Genomic DNA, 15,660 nt, shown 5'->3' with positions numbered 1-15,660 from the left:
GCGCCGCGTGGCTGCCTTGCAGGCCTTCGCTCTATGTGCCCTGTGCGCCGGTGTCGGCACCATCCGCGAGAAACCGGCGAAGGACGTTTTCCAGCAGCCGCGAGATGTCGTTGTCATAGCCGTTCCACGGCAGGCTGCCGCAAAAGGTGATCGATCCGGTGGCGAAGACGCGCCCGCCGCCGGGGCAGTCGATCAGCACCATGTCGGCATGTTTCGCCCCGGCCTCCGGCCCGCCGGACAGGTTGGTCAGATGGGTCAGCTGCTCCTCGGGGACCAGCATGAAATCCTTGTCGTCGGCGACCGAGCGCGCCAGCGGCGTGATCCGCCCCGGTTCGCCCAGGCGGGTGTCGATATGGTCGAGCTCGAACCCCGCCGCGCCGCCGCCGGAATAGCCGAAATCGCCCAGTATCTCGCCCCGGATTCCGTCGAAGACCCAGTCGAATGCCGCGTCATGGCAGCGGCGGCGGTAGGGCGCGCCGTGAAATTCCCCCTGCGCGGCAAAGCCGATGCCGACCAGCGCCTGCGGCGGCCGCCCGTTGCGCCGCCACAGCCCCCCATAGGTGCCGTCGAAGGCGTTGTAATATTCGCCCGGCTCCGCCGCCCAGGCGCGGATGCCGTCTTCGGCGCGCCTGATTTCCAGGATGTCGGGATGCTCGCGGTGGCGCGCGATGCGCCAATAGAACCCGTTGCCGCCCAGATACATCAGCGCCCCGCCCCCGTCGCGGTAGCCCTGCAACGCATCGAGCGTCTGCGCGGTGTGATATTCCGGGTGCGTGGTGGTGGTGACGGCGGCGTAGCCCTCCAGCACCGCCGCGCCCTCGGCGTGCAGCTCCGCATCGGTCAGTATGTCGTAGTCGATGCCCTTCGCGTGCAGCCAGGACAGCAGATGCGTGTCGGCCGGAAAATGGCGCAGCCCCGAGCAGGCGGAGGCGCCGAAGGTCGAGAAACCGGGGCGCATGTTGAACAGCGGCCGCAGGTGCGACGCGTGGCAGATGCCGCTGCCGTCGGCATGGGTGTTGTAGGTCGACAGCCCGTAATCGCGATACTCCGCCGGGTTATGCGGATAGGCGCCCCAGTCGGCGATACGCTCCAGCCACGACGGATCATATTCGGGACGCGCGTGATTGCCGTAGACGACATAGGTGAAACTGGGAATGACGACGCAGAGATCGGCCCGCCGTTGCCCGCGCGGCGGGCAGACGAACAGCGGGATCGCCTCCTGCGCGCCCTCACACTCCAGCCGCATCACATAGGCGCCCGAAGGGATGTCCCGAGGCAGGGTGAAGGTGAAATCGTCCTCCCAGCCGAAATCGTAGATGTCGTCCTCGTGGAAATGGATCGCCGCATATTGTCCGGGCGCGTGCCGCCAGCACATCTCCGTGCCGTCCCAGGTGCTGCCGGTCACCGCGCGGGTGGGAAAGTTCACCAGCGCCAGCGCCGGACCCGGATTGCCCGGCACCCGGGCCGAGGGAATCTCGGCGGCGAAATCCCACGCCGCGAGCGTCCGGTCGTCGGCGGCCATGGCGGGCGCCTCGATCCGGCCGTTGAAATGGCCGCTGCGGTCGGGCCGCGCGGCAATGCCGACGGTGGCGGACCAACCCTCGCCCATCGGGGCGCCGCAGGCTTCGGCCCGCGTGGCGGCGGCACCGGGGTCCAGGGGCCGGACATCCAGCACCATATCCCCCTCCGCGCCGATCCGCGCGTCCAGCGCGTGCCAGCGCCCCAGGGTCAGCGGGGCGGGCGTCACGGCCTCCGCCCCGCCGCAGCGCAAAACGGCCGCGCCCGAGGCGGCGATCACCAGCTCCGCCCTGCCGAAATTCAACACCACCTGATCGCGCCCGCGGCGCAGCGTGGGCTTGACGCGCGCCGACAGGCGCAGCGCGGCATTCGCAGGCAGCTGCAGCTCCGCCTCCGCCAGCCCGCAGGAACCGGGCCGGAACGGCTGCCGGCGCGACGGCACCTCGCGCGGGGCGAAGTGGCGTTCCGCGGGCCTTTCGATCATGCCGGGGCCATCGGGGTTCGGATCGGCGCTGATCACACGGTGCAAGCTGGCGCGCACCGGCGCCGCACCCAGCGACGAGATGCGAAACGCGACGCGCTCTCCCGGCCGTGCCGAAAGCCTGTCGCCATAGCCGGCAAGGGGAACTTCCTTCATTCTTCTCTACCTCCCTTCCGCGCCCTGGTGAAGCCTTGGCAGGGCGCGCATTCGGCGTGAAAAGAACACCAGAAACGCGACCGCCGCAACATGCGGCGGGAGGATCACCCCGGGCCCGTCCTGCGCATGTCCCCCCGTCACACCGCCCCGTCACATCGCGCCGTCAGACCGCCCCGTCAGACCGCGCCGCAGCTCTTGACCCCGCACCCGGTCTCGAACCCGGCCCCAATTCCGGCCCCGAAATGCGCTCCCCCCCGCGCGGGTGAACCGCGCGGCTAGAATCGCGCGGCCGAGGTGGCACGCAAATCGGCGTTGCCCGGGGTGCCCGCCAGCAGGTCGGCCAGAACCTCGCCGGTCTTGGGCGCCATCATCAGCCCGTGGTGCGAATGGCCGAAGGCGCCGTAAAGGCCGCGCCGCCCGCCCAGGGGGCCCAACACGGGCAGGCTGTCGGGCAACGACGGGCGGCGGCCCATCCAGAAGCTGCTGTCGGCCGGCGACAGATCCGGCAGCATCGCCCGCGCGCGGCGCAGCAGCGCAGCCTCGCGGCGCGGATCGGGCGGCGCGTCGGGGGCCGCGAATTCCGACGTGCCCGCCACCCGCAGCCCGTCCAGCATCGACGAGGCCACCACCTTGCCCTCCGCATCCATCACCGAATGGTTCAGCGCGACGCCGGGGTCGCGGAATTCCAGGTGATAGCCACGCTCCGCCACCAGCGGCAGCCGCAGCCCCAACGGCCGCAGCAGAGCGGCGGACCAGACGCCCGCCGCTAGGATCACCCGGTCCGCGTGCAGCGTTTCGCCATCGGTGACCAGCTGCCAGCCCGCGCCGTCGGCCCCCTCGCCGGTCCCGGCACCGCGCTTGAGCGCGCGCACCTCCGCCCGCAGGAACTCCGCCCCCTCGCGGCGCAGCTTCTCGGCCAGCACCGCGCCCATGCGCCCCGGCGACAGCGACCGCGCCTGCCCCTTTATCACGATGGCGGCGCGGAAATCCTCCGACAGCGCGGGTTCCAGCGCGCGCAGCGCGGCGCCGTCCACCAGCTCCAGCTGGCCGCCCCTTTCGGTGCGGATGCGATAATCCAGCGCCTCCAGCCGCGCCTTTTCGACCCTGCGAAAGGCGTGGATGTAATGGCTGTCGACAATCAGCCCCTCATGGCCCGTGCCCTCGAGATGCCTGCGGTAAAGCTCGATCGAGGGACCGCACAGTACCTCCATCGCGTCGGCCGCCTGCCGCACCGACGCTTCGGGCGCGCGGCGCAGGAACCGCAGCCCCCAGGGCACCATGCGGGGCCAGAACCGCGGGTTCACCCGCAGCGGGCCGTCGGGGGCCAGCAACATGCCGGGAATGCTGCGCCAGATGCCGGGCTGCGCCTGCGGGACGATCGACAAGGGCGAGATCACGCCCGCGTTGCCGAACGACGTCTCCTGCCCCGGCGCACCGCGGTCGATGAGCCGCACCGGGATGCCCCGCGCGCGCAGCGACAGCGCACAGCAGATGCCGACGATCCCCGCGCCGATGATGGTGACTGGCCGTTGCGCGTTCATGCCGCGATCCCTTCCCTGCGCTTGCCGACAAATCGTGCCGCGATCCCCGGGCTTGCCACCGGCAGCGCCGACATATCCGCCGACGGCGACGCCACCACGAATACCAGCCCCGGGAGGGCCACCGGCGCCCGGCCCACCACCTCGCCCACCACTCTGGCCCGGCTCACGCCCGACCCTCGCGCGCGGCATCGGGGCCGCGGTCGGGGTCGGGGTCGGGCGTGCGATCGGGCCAGAACCGGATGCCGGGCCGCGCCCGACCACCGCCGAGCGCGGCGACGGTGCCGTCGGCGCGCCAGCAGGCCGCACCTTCCAGCGTGCCGTCCGCGCCGAAACCGATCGCGTTCATCCCGCCGCCCACATGCGGCATCACCCGCACCGCGTGGCCGCGTGCCTCCAGCCGCTCGCGCATCGGCGCCAGCGCCTGCTCGATCTCCAGCACATGGCCTTCGGTCCAGATGCGCGGGGCCTCGATCGCCTGTTGCAGGCTCATGCCGTGGTCGATCAGGTTGACGATGGCCTGCAACGCCGAGGGAAAGATCCGCAACCCCCCCGGCAGCCCGAGCGCCCAGCGGATGCGCCCGTCGCGCAGCACCATCATCGGCGCCATCGAGGTCGGTACCCGCTTGCCCGCCGCCACCGACAGCGCACGGCCCGGGTGCGGGTCGAAGTTCATCATGTAGTTGTTGGGAATGATGCCCGTCCCCGGCACCGCGAAGCGCGCGCCGAAGAGGCCGTTGATCGTATGCGTGGCCGAGACGACGTTGCCGTCGCGGTCGGCCACGGTGACATGGGTGGTGTCGGCGCTCTCGTACCCGCCGCGCGGGCGCGGCGCCGGGGCCGCGATGCCGCGCAGCCGGGCCTGCGATTGTGCCGCATAGGCCTTGGAAATCAGCCGCGCCACCGGCACATCGACGAAATCCGGATCTCCGCTCGCGCTCCGGCGGTCCTCGAAGCCAAGGCGGATCACCTCCGCCATCAGATGCAGGCCGTCCTCGGTGCCGAAGCCCAGACCCGCCACGTCGTGCGGCTCCAGCAGGTTCAGCATCTCGGCCACATGCACGCCCGAGGACGCGGGCGGCGGCGGACCCGCGACGCGCCAGCCGCGGTAGCCGGTCTCGATCACCGCGCGCTCGCGCGTGGCATAGCCCGACAGATCGGCCAGCGTCAGGCAGCCCGCGTCATCCCCGCCCGTGGCGACGCGCGCCGCCAGCGCGCGGCCCAACGCGCCGCCGTGCAGCGCGCCCGCGCCCTCGCGCGCGATCAGCCGCAGCGTCTCGGCGAAATCGCCCTGCACCAGACGCGCGCCGGCGCGCAGCGGATCGCCGCCCGGCAGCAACAGCCGCGCGATCTCGGCGTCGCGCGCCAGATCGGCGGCGGATTCGGCGATCGCCCCCTCCAGATAGGGCGTCACCGCAAAGCCGCGCGCGGCCAGCCGGATCGCCGGCTCGATCACATCCGCGAAAGGGGCCACGCCCCAGCGCGCGTGCATCCCGCACCAGGCCGCCAGGTTTCCCGGCACCGCCACCGCCGAGGGCCCCAGTGCCGAGCGGCGGCCCAAGGTCTCCATATGGTCGGGCGGCACGTCGGAAACGGGGACATACATGTCGGGCCGCGCCGCGGCGGGGGCATGGGCCAGCCCGTCGATCACCCGGTGGCTGCCATCCGCCAGGCGGACATGCGCCAGCCCCCCGCCCGCGATGCCCACCATCATCGGCTCCACCACACAGAGCGCCAGCAGCGCGGCCACCGCCGCATCCACCGCGTTGCCGCCCCCGGCCAGCACCTCGTATCCCGCCGCCGCGCCCAGCGGGTGATTGGCCACGACCATACCGCCCCGCCCCGTCGCGGGGGCCTTTTCGCATGACATCGCAAAGCCGCTCATTCCGGTCGATCCTCTTGCACGCGTCCCGGCCCCTGCCCCGGGCGCCCTCGGGCCTTCCCGGACCGCCGCGCGCCGCCATCGCCCGGGCTGCGGGCACGTTGCCAAACCGGCAAAATTTTGTCACCCCCTGCGTTGTATCGCCGCAAAGGTTCCCGATGACCGTCGCCGTCTATCACCCGCTCGAAGAAACGACCCGTTGGTGGGTCGATGCGCTGACGGAGCTGCTGCCCGGATGGCAGGTCGCCGCGATGGACGAAATCGCGGACCCCGCCCGCGTCGATTATGCCGTGGTCTGGCGGCCGCGGCCCGGCGCTCTGGCGCGCTGTCCGAACCTCAGGGCGATCGTCTCGATCGGGGCGGGCATCGACCACGTGCTGGCCGACCCGGCCCTGCCGCGCGGCGTGCCGATCATCCGCACCGTGGGGCGCGATCTCACCCAGCGGATGCGCGAATACGTGGCGCTGCACGTGCTGCGCCACCACCGCGACATGCCGCGACAGCTGCAAGCGCAGCGCGAGCGCGACTGGCACGCCGTCGTGGTGCCCGTGGCGCCCCGGCGCAGCGTGGGCGTGATGGGGCTGGGCAACCTGGGCGCGGCGGCGGCCCGGACGCTGGCCGGGCTGGGCTTTGCCACGCGCGGCTGGGCGCGGACGCAGAAATCGCTCGACGGGGTGGAGGTCTTCGCCGGCCCGGACCGGCTCGACGCCTTTCTCGATGGCTGCGAGATCCTGGTGAACCTGCTGCCGCTGACCAGGGACACAAGCGGCATCCTCGACGCGCGCCTCTTCGGCAGGCTGGCCGAAGGCGCCTGCGTCATCAACTGCGCGCGCGGTGCGCATCTGGTCGACGCCGATCTCTTCGCCGCGCTCGACAGCGGGCGCATCAAACAGGCCACGCTCGATGTCTTCCACGAGGAGCCCCTGCCCGCCGACAGCCCGTTCTGGGACCATCCGGCCATCACCGTGACACCGCATATCGCCTCGCGCATCGACGCGGCCACGGGCGGCAAGCTGATCGCGGCCAACCTGCGGGAATTCGAGCGGACCGGCAGCTGCCCCGATCTGGCCGACGCGGCGCGCGGCTATTGACGCGCGGAGACCCGACCACGGCCCGCCCCGCGACGGGACCGCCGCCGCTTGCCTTGCAAAGGGCGCGGATCGATGGACAGCGGCGGCGCGTGGCATAGATATCATTACCAGATGATCACGAAAGCCGCCGCCCCTGTCGCGCCCCTGTCGCGCCCCTGTCACCGCCCCTGTCGCGGGCACGGGACCGACCGGCGACAGCCCGGAACGATCGCGGGACTGGCGCATCGATCGATACGCAGGCGCGGCTTTCCCGAAAACGGGACCGGAAGTCCGGCCCCCCCCATCGAATGACGGAGGCAAGTCATGTTCAAGAGGATCATGGCGCCGGTTGATCTGGCGCATACGGACAAACTGCGGTCCGCGCTCGACTGCGCGGCAGACCTTTCGCGGCATTTCGGCGCGTCCCTCACCTATGTCGGCGTGACATCCCCCGCCCCGAGCGGTCTGGCCCACACCCCCGCGGAATTCGCGCTGAAACTGCAGGATTTCGCCCGGCTCGAAGCCGAGGCGCATGGCATCGCGGCGTCGTCCCATGCTGCCGTGGCGCATGATCCGGCCACGGATCTCGACGACGCCCTGATGCGCGCGATCGACGATACCGGCGCCGATCTGGTGGTCATGGCAAGCCATGTGCCCGGCGTCATCGACCACATCTGGCCGTCCCACGGCGGCAAACTGGCCGAATACGCAAAATGCTCGGTCATGGTCGTGCGCCTCTAGCACACACGTGCTACAACAGGGCGGACACCCGAAGTTGATACGCAATATGGAGGCCCAATGGCCGAAGAAAACGACATTCAGGGAATTCCCGCGCCGGAAGGCGCATCCCGCATCATCGAAACCGAATACGAGATCGGGCAGGACAATATCGAAGCCCGGATCGGTCCCTTCGGCCTCGACGTCCACAACCCGGTTTTCCTGATATCCGCCCTCTCCATCGTGGCGTTCGTGGCCTATGCGCTGCTGGCCCCGACGCAGGCGGGCGAATTCTTCGGCTGGCTGCGCCCGGCCCTGACCTCGAGCTTCGACTGGTTCTTCCTGATGTCGGCCAACGTCTTCGTGCTGTTCTGCCTCGTGCTGATCGTTTCGCCCTATGGCTCGGTCAGGCTGGGCGGCAGCGAAGCGGTGCCCGATTACACCTATATCGGCTGGTTCGCCATGCTGTTCGCCGCCGGCATGGGCATCGGGCTGATGTTCTTCGGCGTGCTGGAGCCGGTCTACCACATGGCCGTGTCGGCCCCGCTGGGCGTACCCTCGCCCTTTACCGAGGATGGCCAGCTGATCCCCGAAAACGTCGCCGCCGCCAAGGCGATGGGCCTGGCCGCGACCAGCTATCACTGGGCGCTGCACCCCTGGGCGATTTATGCGGTCGTGGCGCTGGCGCTGGCGCTGTTTTCCTACAACAAGGGCCTGCCGCTGACCATCCGCAGCGCCTTCTATCCGATCTTCGGAGAGCGCGTCTGGGGCTGGACGGGCCATGTCATCGACACGCTGGCGGTGTTCGCCACGCTGTTCGGGCTGGCGACATCGCTGGGTTTCGGCGCCAAGCAGGCCAATGCCGGGCTTGAACATATCTACGGCATTCCCAACTCGACGACGGTGCAGGTGCTGCTGATCGTCGCCATCACCCTCATCGCGCTCTGGTCGGTGCTGCGCGGGCTGGATGGCGGGGTCAAGCTGCTGTCCGAGGTCAACATGGGCATCGCGCTGGTGCTGCTGCTCTTCGTGCTGTTCGCGGCGGGCGCCGGCACCATCCTGAGCGACTTCGCCATCGGGATCGGCGCCTATTTCAAGAACGTGATCCCGCTTTCCAACCCCTTCGGGCGCGAGGATACCAGCTACCTGCAAGGCTGGACGGCCTTCTACTGGGCGTGGTGGATTTCCTGGTCGCCCTTCGTGGGCATGTTCATCGCCCGCGTCAGCCGGGGCCGTACCGTGCGCGAGTTCCTGACCTGCGTGCTTATCATCCCCAGCCTGGTCTGCGTGTTCTGGATGGCGGTCTTCGGCGGCGCGGCGATCGACCAGGTGCTGAGCGACCCGGCCACCAGCGCGGTCAAGGCGCAGGTGATCGACAGCTACAACCCGCCGCTGTCGCTGTTCGCGATGCTCGAAAGCCTGCCCTTCGCCTCGATCACCTCGACCATCGCGATCGTGCTGGTCATCGTGTTCTTCGTCACCTCCTCGGACAGCGGCAGCCTGGTGATCGACACCATCACGGCCGGCGGCAAGGTCGACGCCCCCGTGCCCCAGCGTGTGTTCTGGGCCAGCTTCGAGGGGCTCGTGGCCATCGCGCTGCTGATCGGCGGGGGGTTGGGGGCCTTGCAGGCAATGGTGATCTCCACCGGGCTGCCCTTCACGCTGATCCTGTTGCTGATGTGCTTCGCGATCTGGAAAGGGCTCCGACAGGAACGCCGCGCGCACTGAACCCGCGATCGCCGGCGCTGATCGTCTCCACGACGCGCACCTCCCCCGAGGCCGCCTTGATGGAAAAGAGCCTTTCGTTTCTCGGCCTCGGGGGTCTCGGGGGCACCGGGGTGCAGCCGCCCGACACGAGCCTGGGCATCATGGCCGGCTTCGGCCGCGACTGGCTGCCCACCGCGCCCTGGATCAGGCTGCCCCCACGGGGATGATCGTTCTGACGACGCTCGCGATCTCGCTGGCCGGGGACTGGCTGCACGACCGGCTCGACCCGACGCTCTAGGCCCGGCTGAAGCGGGCGGACCGGGGGCGGACCGGGGGCCGCAACGGTGCGGCGCGGGACGCGCAACTTGCCCTGCACTGACGCTCACCCTATATCTGTCAGTGCAGGGCAGGTACGGAGGACCCCGCATGAGCAACCTTACCATACGCATGGACCCGGTGGAAAAAGACAGGCTGAAGGCATGGGCCGCGGTCAGAGGCACCAGCGCCAGCGACTATATCAAGGATCTCGTCGCCCGGGACATGGCCGTCGGCACCCCGCAGGACCGCGCCGCCGCCTGGTTTCGCGAAAACGCCGCCGCAATCGCCGCCGAAGCGGAACACATCGAACGCAGCGGCATCCCCGGATCGCATCTGGCCATGCACCACCCCTGGCCCGATGCGGAAATTTGACGTCCTCAGGATCGGTGCCGACCTTTATCTCGTCGTTCAGGCCGAACATTTGCTGGACCTCAACTCGGTCGTCCTGCTGCCGGTCCTGCCGATCGAGGCGCTGCCCGGCCTGAGACAGCTCACCATCGACATCCGCATCGCGGGCGACCCCTACCGCATCCGCGCCCATATGCCGCTCACCGTGGAGGCGCATCGCCTGCGGCATCTGAAGCCCGTCCACCGACTGTCCCCGGATGAGGGGCAAAAGGTGATGGATGGCCTCTACACGATCTTGTGGGGCCTCTGACGGCCAAACGCTTTCCCCGGATGCGATGCATGAGCGGACGGTGTATAAGCGGACGGTGCATGAGCGGACGGGCAGACCTGCCGCCTGCGCGCCGAACCACGACCGCCCCCGCAGGTTTCGGCGCGGGCGTCGTCACGCGGGATGGCCGCGTGACGGACAAGCTGCCGTCGGCTGCCCGGGTGCCGTTGCAGATCCGGCCCGTCTCTTTGCCGCCCTTGCATGTGAGACACGCGAAGGTTCGATGAGGGCTTCACGACGCCCCGCCCGCAGCGGCCCCGGACGGGGTTTTCCGCAGCTTGACCACCCCTCCTCCCCCGACCTGCCGCCTGCCGCCAGACCAAAGCGGCGCGGCGCAGCGGCTAATGGCGCAGCCGCACGGCGGGTTCGGGGCGCCCGGCCAGCTCGACGGGGACGCGGTACACACGCCCCTGCGCGGCATCCGGCGCGTCGATGCCTTGCCGGGCGGTGGTCACGAACAGCGTCTTGAACTCCGGCCCGCCGAAGGCCGGGCAGGAGCAGTGCCGCCCGCCGACGGCAACCGCGCGCTCGAAGCGCCCGTCGGGCAGATAGCGCGCCACGCGCCCCGCGCCCCATTGCGCGCTCCACAGCGCGCCCTGCGCATCGGTCTGCGCCCCGTCGGGGTTCAGCCCCTCGCCGCTCAGATCCGCAAAGACCTCCGGCGCGCCCTCGGGCCAGCCCTGCGCGTCCAGCCGCACGGTCATGATCCTGCCCGTCGGGGTGTCGGTGAAATAGCCGCGCCGCCCGTCAGGCGCGAAACAGATGGAATTCGGAATCGTGATGCCGGAAAACAGCCGCTCCACCGCACCCTCGAAATAGCGGTAGATCGCGCCCGCGCCCTGCTCGGCCGCCTTGCCCATGGTGGAGACCCAGAATCCCCCCATCGGATCGGCGCGCCCGTCGTTGCATCGGGTCTCCCCGCGGGCGGCCTCGATCGCGGCGACCGGCTCATGCGTGCCAGAGGCGATGTCGAAACCGCGCAGCCCGGTCTCGGTGAAGATCACAAGCGTCCCGGCATCGACCCATCCCGCCGCCGAGGCCATCTGCCCGATCCGCCATTCCCGCGCGCCCCCGTCGTCACGGCTGAGCATCCGGCCTTCTAGGATATCGAACCAGAAAAGCTGGCCGCGCACGGGGTGCCAGAACGGGCCCTCGCCCAGAAAACAGGCGCGGTCGTCATAGACCTCGGCGCTCATCCTCCGCAGACCTCGTCGTAGCGGCCGACCAGCGCCTCCGCCTTCCCGGCCACCGCTGCCGCGTCGTCGCCGGGCGTGTAGAGCGACGAGCCGATGCCATAGCCCGCCGCCCCCGCCGCGTGCCACTCGGCCAAGTTCGCGACCGAGACGCCCCCCACCGCATAGAGCGGCACCTCCGCCGGCAGCACGGCGCGCATCGCGCGCAGCCCCGCCGGGCCGATCAGCTCGCCGGGGAACAGCTTCAGCCCGTCCGCCCCGGCACCGAGCGCCGCGAAAGCTTCGGTCGGGGTCATGATGCCGGGAAAACTTTCCATCCCGGCGGCCTTCGTGGCGGCGATGACCTCCGCGTCGCAATTGGGCGAGACGACCAGCCGCGCGCCGGTCGCGGCGACGGCGCGCACCTGTTCGACGTTCAGCACCGTGCCCGCCCCGATCAGGGCGTCTGCGCCGAACCGCGCAACCAGCGCCGCGATGCTCTCCAGCGGGTCGGGCGAATTCAGCGGCACCTCGATCCGGCTGACGCCCGCGGCGATCAGCGCCTCGCAGACGGGGGCGGCCTCGGGCGGGGTGATCCCGCGCAAAATGGCGATGATGGGTCGGCTCATGCTTCGGCTCCGATGGTCTGGCGCGCGGCGTAAAGCCCCGCAAGGGTCACGTCTTCGGCGTCATGGCGGCGCGCGGCAATGCCGCAGGCGGCCAGCGCGCGGGCGTAAAGCGGGCTGAGCACCGGGCTGCCGATCAGCGCGACAGGCTGGCGGTGCCACAGATCGCGGGTCGCGGCCAGCTCCCAGCCGATCAGCAATCCCGAAAGCCGCGACGCCGCGGCCCCGGGCGCCAGATCCCCCAGCAGCGCGCGGGCGCGCAGGGCAAAAAGCGCGCCATACGCCGCGGCCGGATCGGCCAGCGCCTCGGCGCAGCCCCTGTCGAAAGCGTCCATGTCCTCGCAGCCCCCTTCCAGCGTGTGGCGCAGCACCGACCGATGCGCCAGCAAATCGTAGATCTCGCCCGTCATGCAGCTGCGAAACCGCGCGATCCGGCCCGCGTGCAGGGCCACCCATTTGGTATGGGTGCCGGGCAGGCAGACCGTGCCCTCGAAACCCGGTTCGCGCAGCCTCAGCCCCGCGATCTGGGTCTCCTCGCCGCGCATCACGTCGGGCGGGCTGTCCTGGCGCACGCCGCGGGCAATATAGACCGGGCGCGCCGCGTGGTCGGGCACGCGCACCAGCCGGGGTTCCGCGGCACAGGGCGCGGGCGTATAGGGCGCCTCGGCCCAGCCCTGGCGCGATCCGACCATGCCGCAGGTCACGACCGGGGCCGCGCCCCAACCCGCGACAGCCGCTTCCAGGACCGGGCCGAACCGGGCCGGCGTCAGCTTGCCCATGCCCTGATCCGAGGCCCGGCGTTCGCGCACCTCGCACCCGCGCATCGCCCAGAGCCGCAGATGCGTCGTGCCCCAATCTGCGGCGATCCAGTCGGGTGCCGCGTCGCTCATAGTCTTTCTCCTTCGATCACATGGAGCCGTTCGGGGAAGGTCCAGGGCAAGGAGACCCCCTGCCCCATAAGGGCCTGCCCGCTGAACGTGACGGGACCCGATTTCAGCGCGGGCGCGCCGCGCGACAGCCGCGGCAGGTCGCGCGCGGTGATCAGCCGCAAACAGTAACGGGCCGCCGGGTCCAGCCCCGTCAGCCGCAGCGGGCGCGGCAGGATCTGCGCCGAGGTCACCGCCTGTCCGGCGAACAGGACGAACCGGCTGCCATCCCCGGCCAGCTGCATCTCTGCGATCACCGCCGGATCGGCACTTTCGAGCCGCAGGATATCGGCCCCCATCCGCCAGTCGCGATTGGATTTCCACCAGGCCGTGACCTCGGAAAGCACGTCGGCCTCCTCCTCGGTCAGCTCGCGCGGGTCCATCTCGAACCCCATGTGGCGCTGCGCGGCCACCCAGGCGCGGGTGCGGATGTCGATCACCCGCCCCGACGTGTGACAGATGCGCGGCCCGACATGCGAGCCGGTGACGCCCGGCGGCAGAAAAAGCGCCGCGTCATGCTGGATGCGCAGCCGCTCCAGCGCGTCGTTGCTGTCCGACAGCCAGACCCGGCCCGTGCGTTCGAGAATGCCGAAATCGATCCGCCCCCCGCCCGAGGCACAGCTTTCGAATTCCACCCCGGGATGCGCTGTGCCCAGCCGGTCGAGCAGATCGTACAACCCGCGCGTCTGCGCCGCGTCGGCATGAGGCAGGACCCGGTTGTGATCCCATTTGACGTAGGAAACCGCATGATCCGACAACACCGCGTCGATCGCCCGGAACAGATGATCGCGCACCGCCGGGTTCGCCATGTCGAGCACGCGTTGCTGGCGGCCCTCGATCTGATCCTCCGGGCCCAGCAGCCACTCGGGACGGGCGCGCGCCAGATCGCTGGCGCGGTTGACCATCTCGGGCTCGAACCAGAGGCCGAACTCCATCCCGAGGCCGCGGACATGGTCGACGAGCGGGCCCAGCCCGTCGGGATATTTGCGCGGATCGACCGTCCAGTCGCCCAGCGACGAGCTGTCATCGTCGCGCCTGCCGAACCAGCCGTCATCGAGCACGAAACGCTCTGCCCCCAGACGCGCGGCGCGCGCGGCGATCTCCTTCAGCTCGTCCAGGGCGTGGTCGAAATAGACCGCCTCCCAGCAATTGTAATGCACCGGGCGGCGGGCCTGCGGGGCGCGGGCGCGCAGATGGCGCTGAAAGGCCACCGCGCAGCCGTTCGATCCCGCCTGCGAAAAGGCGGCAAAAAGCGTCGCGGTCTCGAAATGCGCGGCGGCGCGCGTCTCGGACCCGCTCGCGTGGCCGAACTGGATCTGTCGGCGGCCGTCGGGCAGCTCTTCCGCCACCATCCGGTGCCCGCCCGACCAGCCGTAGTGAAAGGCCCAGGTCTCGCCCCGGGTCTTCGTGGCCCCGCGCGCGGGCAGGATCAGTCCGGGAAAATGTTCATGCCCGCTGCGGCCGGTGTGGTTATCGCGCGCCCGCTGGCCCGGGCGCCAGGGCGAGGCCTCGATCTGGAATTCCCCGATCCAGCGGCCCGAGAATTCCAGCATCTCATCGGCCAGCTGCGGGCCGGGAAAGACCGGCGCCGCAAGCCAGTGCACCATGATCGGCCGATCGCTGTCGACCGCGGCCCTGGCCGCGACCAGCCCGGTGTCGCCGTCGAGCGCGAAATGCGCGCGATAGCCCAGGCCCAGGGCCGCGTCGCGGAACGCCAGCGTCAGCCGCCCCGGCCGACGCTCCTCCCGCACGAAGCGGAACGCGGGCCGCAGGGGGCGCGCCGCACCATCGCGCGCGATCAGCCCGGGCTCTGCCGGGAAGGTCCGGCTTTCCTCCGGGCAGATCGAAAGTTCCGGCACGCGGTCGAGCATCCCGCCCGTGACATCGGGCACGACGGCCTGCGCCAGCGCGGCCAGATCCTCCCCCTCGGGCAGCGCAGCCCCCCAATAGACGATCTCGGGCAGGCGGTCGTCGCGGCTTGCCAGAACAAGGCTCCGGCCTGCGTTGCTCAATTGCCAGGTGCGGATCATTTCACCGCCCCGAGCGTGAGGCCCGCGATGAAGTGTTTCTGCATCAGAAAGAACATCGCGACGGGGGGCAACGCGGCCAGGATCGAACCGGCCGAAACCAGCTGCCACGCCGCGACCCATTGACCGTTGAGCGATTGCAGCCCCGCGGTGATCGGCTGTGTGTCCGCCCCGGTGGTCAGCACCGTCGCCCAGAAATAATCGTTCCAGATGAAGGTGAAGATCAGCACCGAAAGCGCCGCGATCGCGGGCCGCACCAGGGGCAGCACGACATGCCGGAAGATCTGCCATTCGCTCACCCCCTCGACGCGCGCGGCCTCGATCAGCTCTTTCGGCAGCGCCTTGATAAAATTGCGCATGAAAAGCGTGCAGAACCCGGTCTGGAACGCGACGTGGAACAGCGCCAGCCCGGTGATCGTGTCGTAAAGCCCCATGTTCACCGTCAGGTCGCGCACCGGCACCATCAGGATCTGGAAGGGCACGAAGTTGCCCGCCACGAAGATGAAGAAGATCAGCAGGTTGCCCTTGAACCTGTAAACCGCGAGCGCATACCCCGTGAGGCAGGACAGGCCCACCGCCCCGATCACCGTCGGGATCGTCACCTTGAACGAATTGAGCAGATAGCTGGCAAAAGGCGAATTCCTGAACACGTCGAGATAGTTCGAAAACGCCAGATACGAGGGCACGCCGAAATAATTGCCCTGCGCGAGATCGCTCGACGGGCGGATCGACGTGACCGCCACCCCCAGCAGAGGCAGCAGCCAGATCACCAGCATCGCAGGCAGCGCGACCTGATAGCCCAGCCTGGCGGCGGGGCTCATGGATTGGACGGGTTTGGGAAACATC

Annotated in this window: 15 protein-coding genes; 6 read left to right on the top strand and 9 right to left on the bottom strand. The window is 70.0% G+C overall.

The features are described 5' to 3' along the window. Nucleotides 1–31: 31 nt before the first annotated feature. The 4 genes from ACU0BR_RS02850 to ggt form a co-directional block, all read right to left on the bottom strand. Nucleotides 32–2,155, bottom strand: coding sequence for a N,N-dimethylformamidase beta subunit family domain-containing protein (locus ACU0BR_RS02850; protein ID WP_446155335.1), 2,124 nt, complete (start codon nucleotides 2,153–2,155; stop codon nucleotides 32–34). A 275-nt stretch (nucleotides 2,156–2,430) separates the two neighbouring features. Next, nucleotides 2,431–3,696, bottom strand: coding sequence for an NAD(P)/FAD-dependent oxidoreductase (locus ACU0BR_RS02845; RefSeq protein WP_446155334.1), 1,266 nt, complete (start codon nucleotides 3,694–3,696; stop codon nucleotides 2,431–2,433). Next, nucleotides 3,693–3,863, bottom strand: coding sequence for a hypothetical protein (locus tag ACU0BR_RS02840; RefSeq protein WP_446155333.1), 171 nt, complete (start codon nucleotides 3,861–3,863; stop codon nucleotides 3,693–3,695). Before ACU0BR_RS02840 ends, ACU0BR_RS02845 begins: the two co-directional genes overlap by 4 nt. After that, on the bottom strand, nucleotides 3,860–5,578 hold the full coding sequence (ggt, locus tag ACU0BR_RS02835) for a gamma-glutamyltransferase (protein WP_446155332.1): 1,719 nt from the start codon (nucleotides 5,576–5,578) through the stop codon (nucleotides 3,860–3,862). Before ggt ends, ACU0BR_RS02840 begins: the two co-directional genes overlap by 4 nt. Nucleotides 5,579–5,733: 155 nt before the next feature. On the opposite strand from ggt, the gene ACU0BR_RS02830 reads away from it, so the two are divergent. From ACU0BR_RS02830 to ACU0BR_RS02805, 6 genes are all read left to right on the top strand, one after another. Next, on the top strand, nucleotides 5,734–6,666 hold the full coding sequence (locus ACU0BR_RS02830; protein WP_446155331.1) for a 2-hydroxyacid dehydrogenase: 933 nt from the start codon (nucleotides 5,734–5,736) through the stop codon (nucleotides 6,664–6,666). Nucleotides 6,667–6,969: 303 nt separating this feature from the next. Then, nucleotides 6,970–7,386 (top strand): universal stress protein, encoded by a 417-nt coding sequence (locus ACU0BR_RS02825; RefSeq protein WP_446155330.1) that lies wholly within the window; start codon nucleotides 6,970–6,972, stop codon nucleotides 7,384–7,386. A 57-nt stretch (nucleotides 7,387–7,443) separates the two neighbouring features. After that, nucleotides 7,444–9,090 (top strand): BCCT family transporter, encoded by a 1,647-nt coding sequence (locus tag ACU0BR_RS02820; RefSeq protein WP_446155329.1) that lies wholly within the window; start codon nucleotides 7,444–7,446, stop codon nucleotides 9,088–9,090. 59 nt (nucleotides 9,091–9,149) lie between these two features. Then, entirely contained in the window at nucleotides 9,150–9,296 is a 147-nt protein-coding gene (locus ACU0BR_RS02815; protein ID WP_446155328.1) for a hypothetical protein, read from the top strand. A gap of 199 nt (nucleotides 9,297–9,495) precedes the next feature. Next, nucleotides 9,496–9,759, top strand: coding sequence for a hypothetical protein (locus ACU0BR_RS02810; protein ID WP_446155327.1), 264 nt, complete (start codon nucleotides 9,496–9,498; stop codon nucleotides 9,757–9,759). Next, nucleotides 9,746–10,045, top strand: a complete 300-nt coding sequence (locus tag ACU0BR_RS02805) for a hypothetical protein (protein ID WP_446155326.1) — start codon at nucleotides 9,746–9,748, stop codon at nucleotides 10,043–10,045. Before ACU0BR_RS02810 ends, ACU0BR_RS02805 begins: the two co-directional genes overlap by 14 nt. A gap of 359 nt (nucleotides 10,046–10,404) precedes the next feature. Here ACU0BR_RS02805 and ACU0BR_RS02800 read toward each other — a convergent pair whose 3' ends face one another. Genes ACU0BR_RS02800 through ACU0BR_RS02780 form a run of 5 tightly spaced genes read right to left on the bottom strand, consistent with a single transcriptional unit; the run spans nucleotide 10,405 to nucleotide 15,659 of the window. Continuing rightward, nucleotides 10,405–11,259, bottom strand: a complete 855-nt coding sequence (locus ACU0BR_RS02800; protein WP_446155325.1) for an SMP-30/gluconolactonase/LRE family protein — start codon at nucleotides 11,257–11,259, stop codon at nucleotides 10,405–10,407. Then, nucleotides 11,256–11,864 carry a 2-dehydro-3-deoxy-6-phosphogalactonate aldolase gene (locus ACU0BR_RS02795; RefSeq protein ID WP_446155324.1) on the bottom strand — a complete coding sequence of 203 codons (609 nt, stop codon included), beginning with the start codon at nucleotides 11,862–11,864 and terminating at the stop codon, nucleotides 11,256–11,258. The genes ACU0BR_RS02800 and ACU0BR_RS02795 overlap by 4 nt, the downstream gene beginning before the upstream one ends. Further along, nucleotides 11,861–12,751 (bottom strand): 2-dehydro-3-deoxygalactonokinase, encoded by an 891-nt coding sequence (locus ACU0BR_RS02790; protein ID WP_446155323.1) that lies wholly within the window; start codon nucleotides 12,749–12,751, stop codon nucleotides 11,861–11,863. Before ACU0BR_RS02790 ends, ACU0BR_RS02795 begins: the two co-directional genes overlap by 4 nt. Beyond that, complete coding sequence (locus ACU0BR_RS02785; RefSeq protein ID WP_446155322.1) at nucleotides 12,748–14,817, bottom strand: alpha-galactosidase; 2,070 nt, start codon at nucleotides 14,815–14,817, stop codon at nucleotides 12,748–12,750. The genes ACU0BR_RS02790 and ACU0BR_RS02785 overlap by 4 nt, the downstream gene beginning before the upstream one ends. After that, nucleotides 14,814–15,659 carry a carbohydrate ABC transporter permease gene (locus ACU0BR_RS02780; protein ID WP_446155321.1) on the bottom strand — a complete coding sequence of 282 codons (846 nt, stop codon included), beginning with the start codon at nucleotides 15,657–15,659 and terminating at the stop codon, nucleotides 14,814–14,816. Before ACU0BR_RS02780 ends, ACU0BR_RS02785 begins: the two co-directional genes overlap by 4 nt. Nucleotide 15,660: the final 1 nt, after the last annotated feature.

Source organism: Brevirhabdus sp. (genome assembly GCF_052826345.1).
Note: the sequence above shows the minus strand (reverse complement) of the source record. Positions and strands in the feature narration are given on the sequence as shown.

Bases quoted from the DNA above. Each gene is read 5' to 3' on its own strand.
- ACU0BR_RS02850 (WP_446155335.1), bottom strand. From the start codon at position 2,155: ATGAAGGAAGTTCCCCTTGCCGGCTATGGCGACAGGCTTTCGGCACGG.
- ACU0BR_RS02845 (WP_446155334.1), bottom strand. From the start codon at position 3,696: ATGAACGCGCAACGGCCAGTCACCATCATCGGCGCGGGGATCGTCGGC.
- ggt (WP_446155332.1), bottom strand. From the start codon at position 5,578: ATGAGCGGCTTTGCGATGTCATGCGAAAAGGCCCCCGCGACGGGGCGG.
- ACU0BR_RS02830 (WP_446155331.1), top strand. From the start codon at position 5,734: ATGACCGTCGCCGTCTATCACCCGCTCGAAGAAACGACCCGTTGGTGG.
- ACU0BR_RS02825 (WP_446155330.1), top strand. From the start codon at position 6,970: ATGTTCAAGAGGATCATGGCGCCGGTTGATCTGGCGCATACGGACAAA.
- ACU0BR_RS02820 (WP_446155329.1), top strand. From the start codon at position 7,444: ATGGCCGAAGAAAACGACATTCAGGGAATTCCCGCGCCGGAAGGCGCA.
- ACU0BR_RS02815 (WP_446155328.1), top strand. From the start codon at position 9,150: ATGGAAAAGAGCCTTTCGTTTCTCGGCCTCGGGGGTCTCGGGGGCACC.
- ACU0BR_RS02810 (WP_446155327.1), top strand. From the start codon at position 9,496: ATGAGCAACCTTACCATACGCATGGACCCGGTGGAAAAAGACAGGCTG.
- ACU0BR_RS02805 (WP_446155326.1), top strand. From the start codon at position 9,746: ATGCGGAAATTTGACGTCCTCAGGATCGGTGCCGACCTTTATCTCGTC.
- ACU0BR_RS02800 (WP_446155325.1), bottom strand. From the start codon at position 11,259: ATGAGCGCCGAGGTCTATGACGACCGCGCCTGTTTTCTGGGCGAGGGC.
- ACU0BR_RS02795 (WP_446155324.1), bottom strand. From the start codon at position 11,864: ATGAGCCGACCCATCATCGCCATTTTGCGCGGGATCACCCCGCCCGAG.
- ACU0BR_RS02790 (WP_446155323.1), bottom strand. From the start codon at position 12,751: ATGAGCGACGCGGCACCCGACTGGATCGCCGCAGATTGGGGCACGACG.
- ACU0BR_RS02785 (WP_446155322.1), bottom strand. From the start codon at position 14,817: ATGATCCGCACCTGGCAATTGAGCAACGCAGGCCGGAGCCTTGTTCTG.
- ACU0BR_RS02780 (WP_446155321.1), bottom strand. From the start codon at position 15,659: ATGTTTCCCAAACCCGTCCAATCCATGAGCCCCGCCGCCAGGCTGGGC.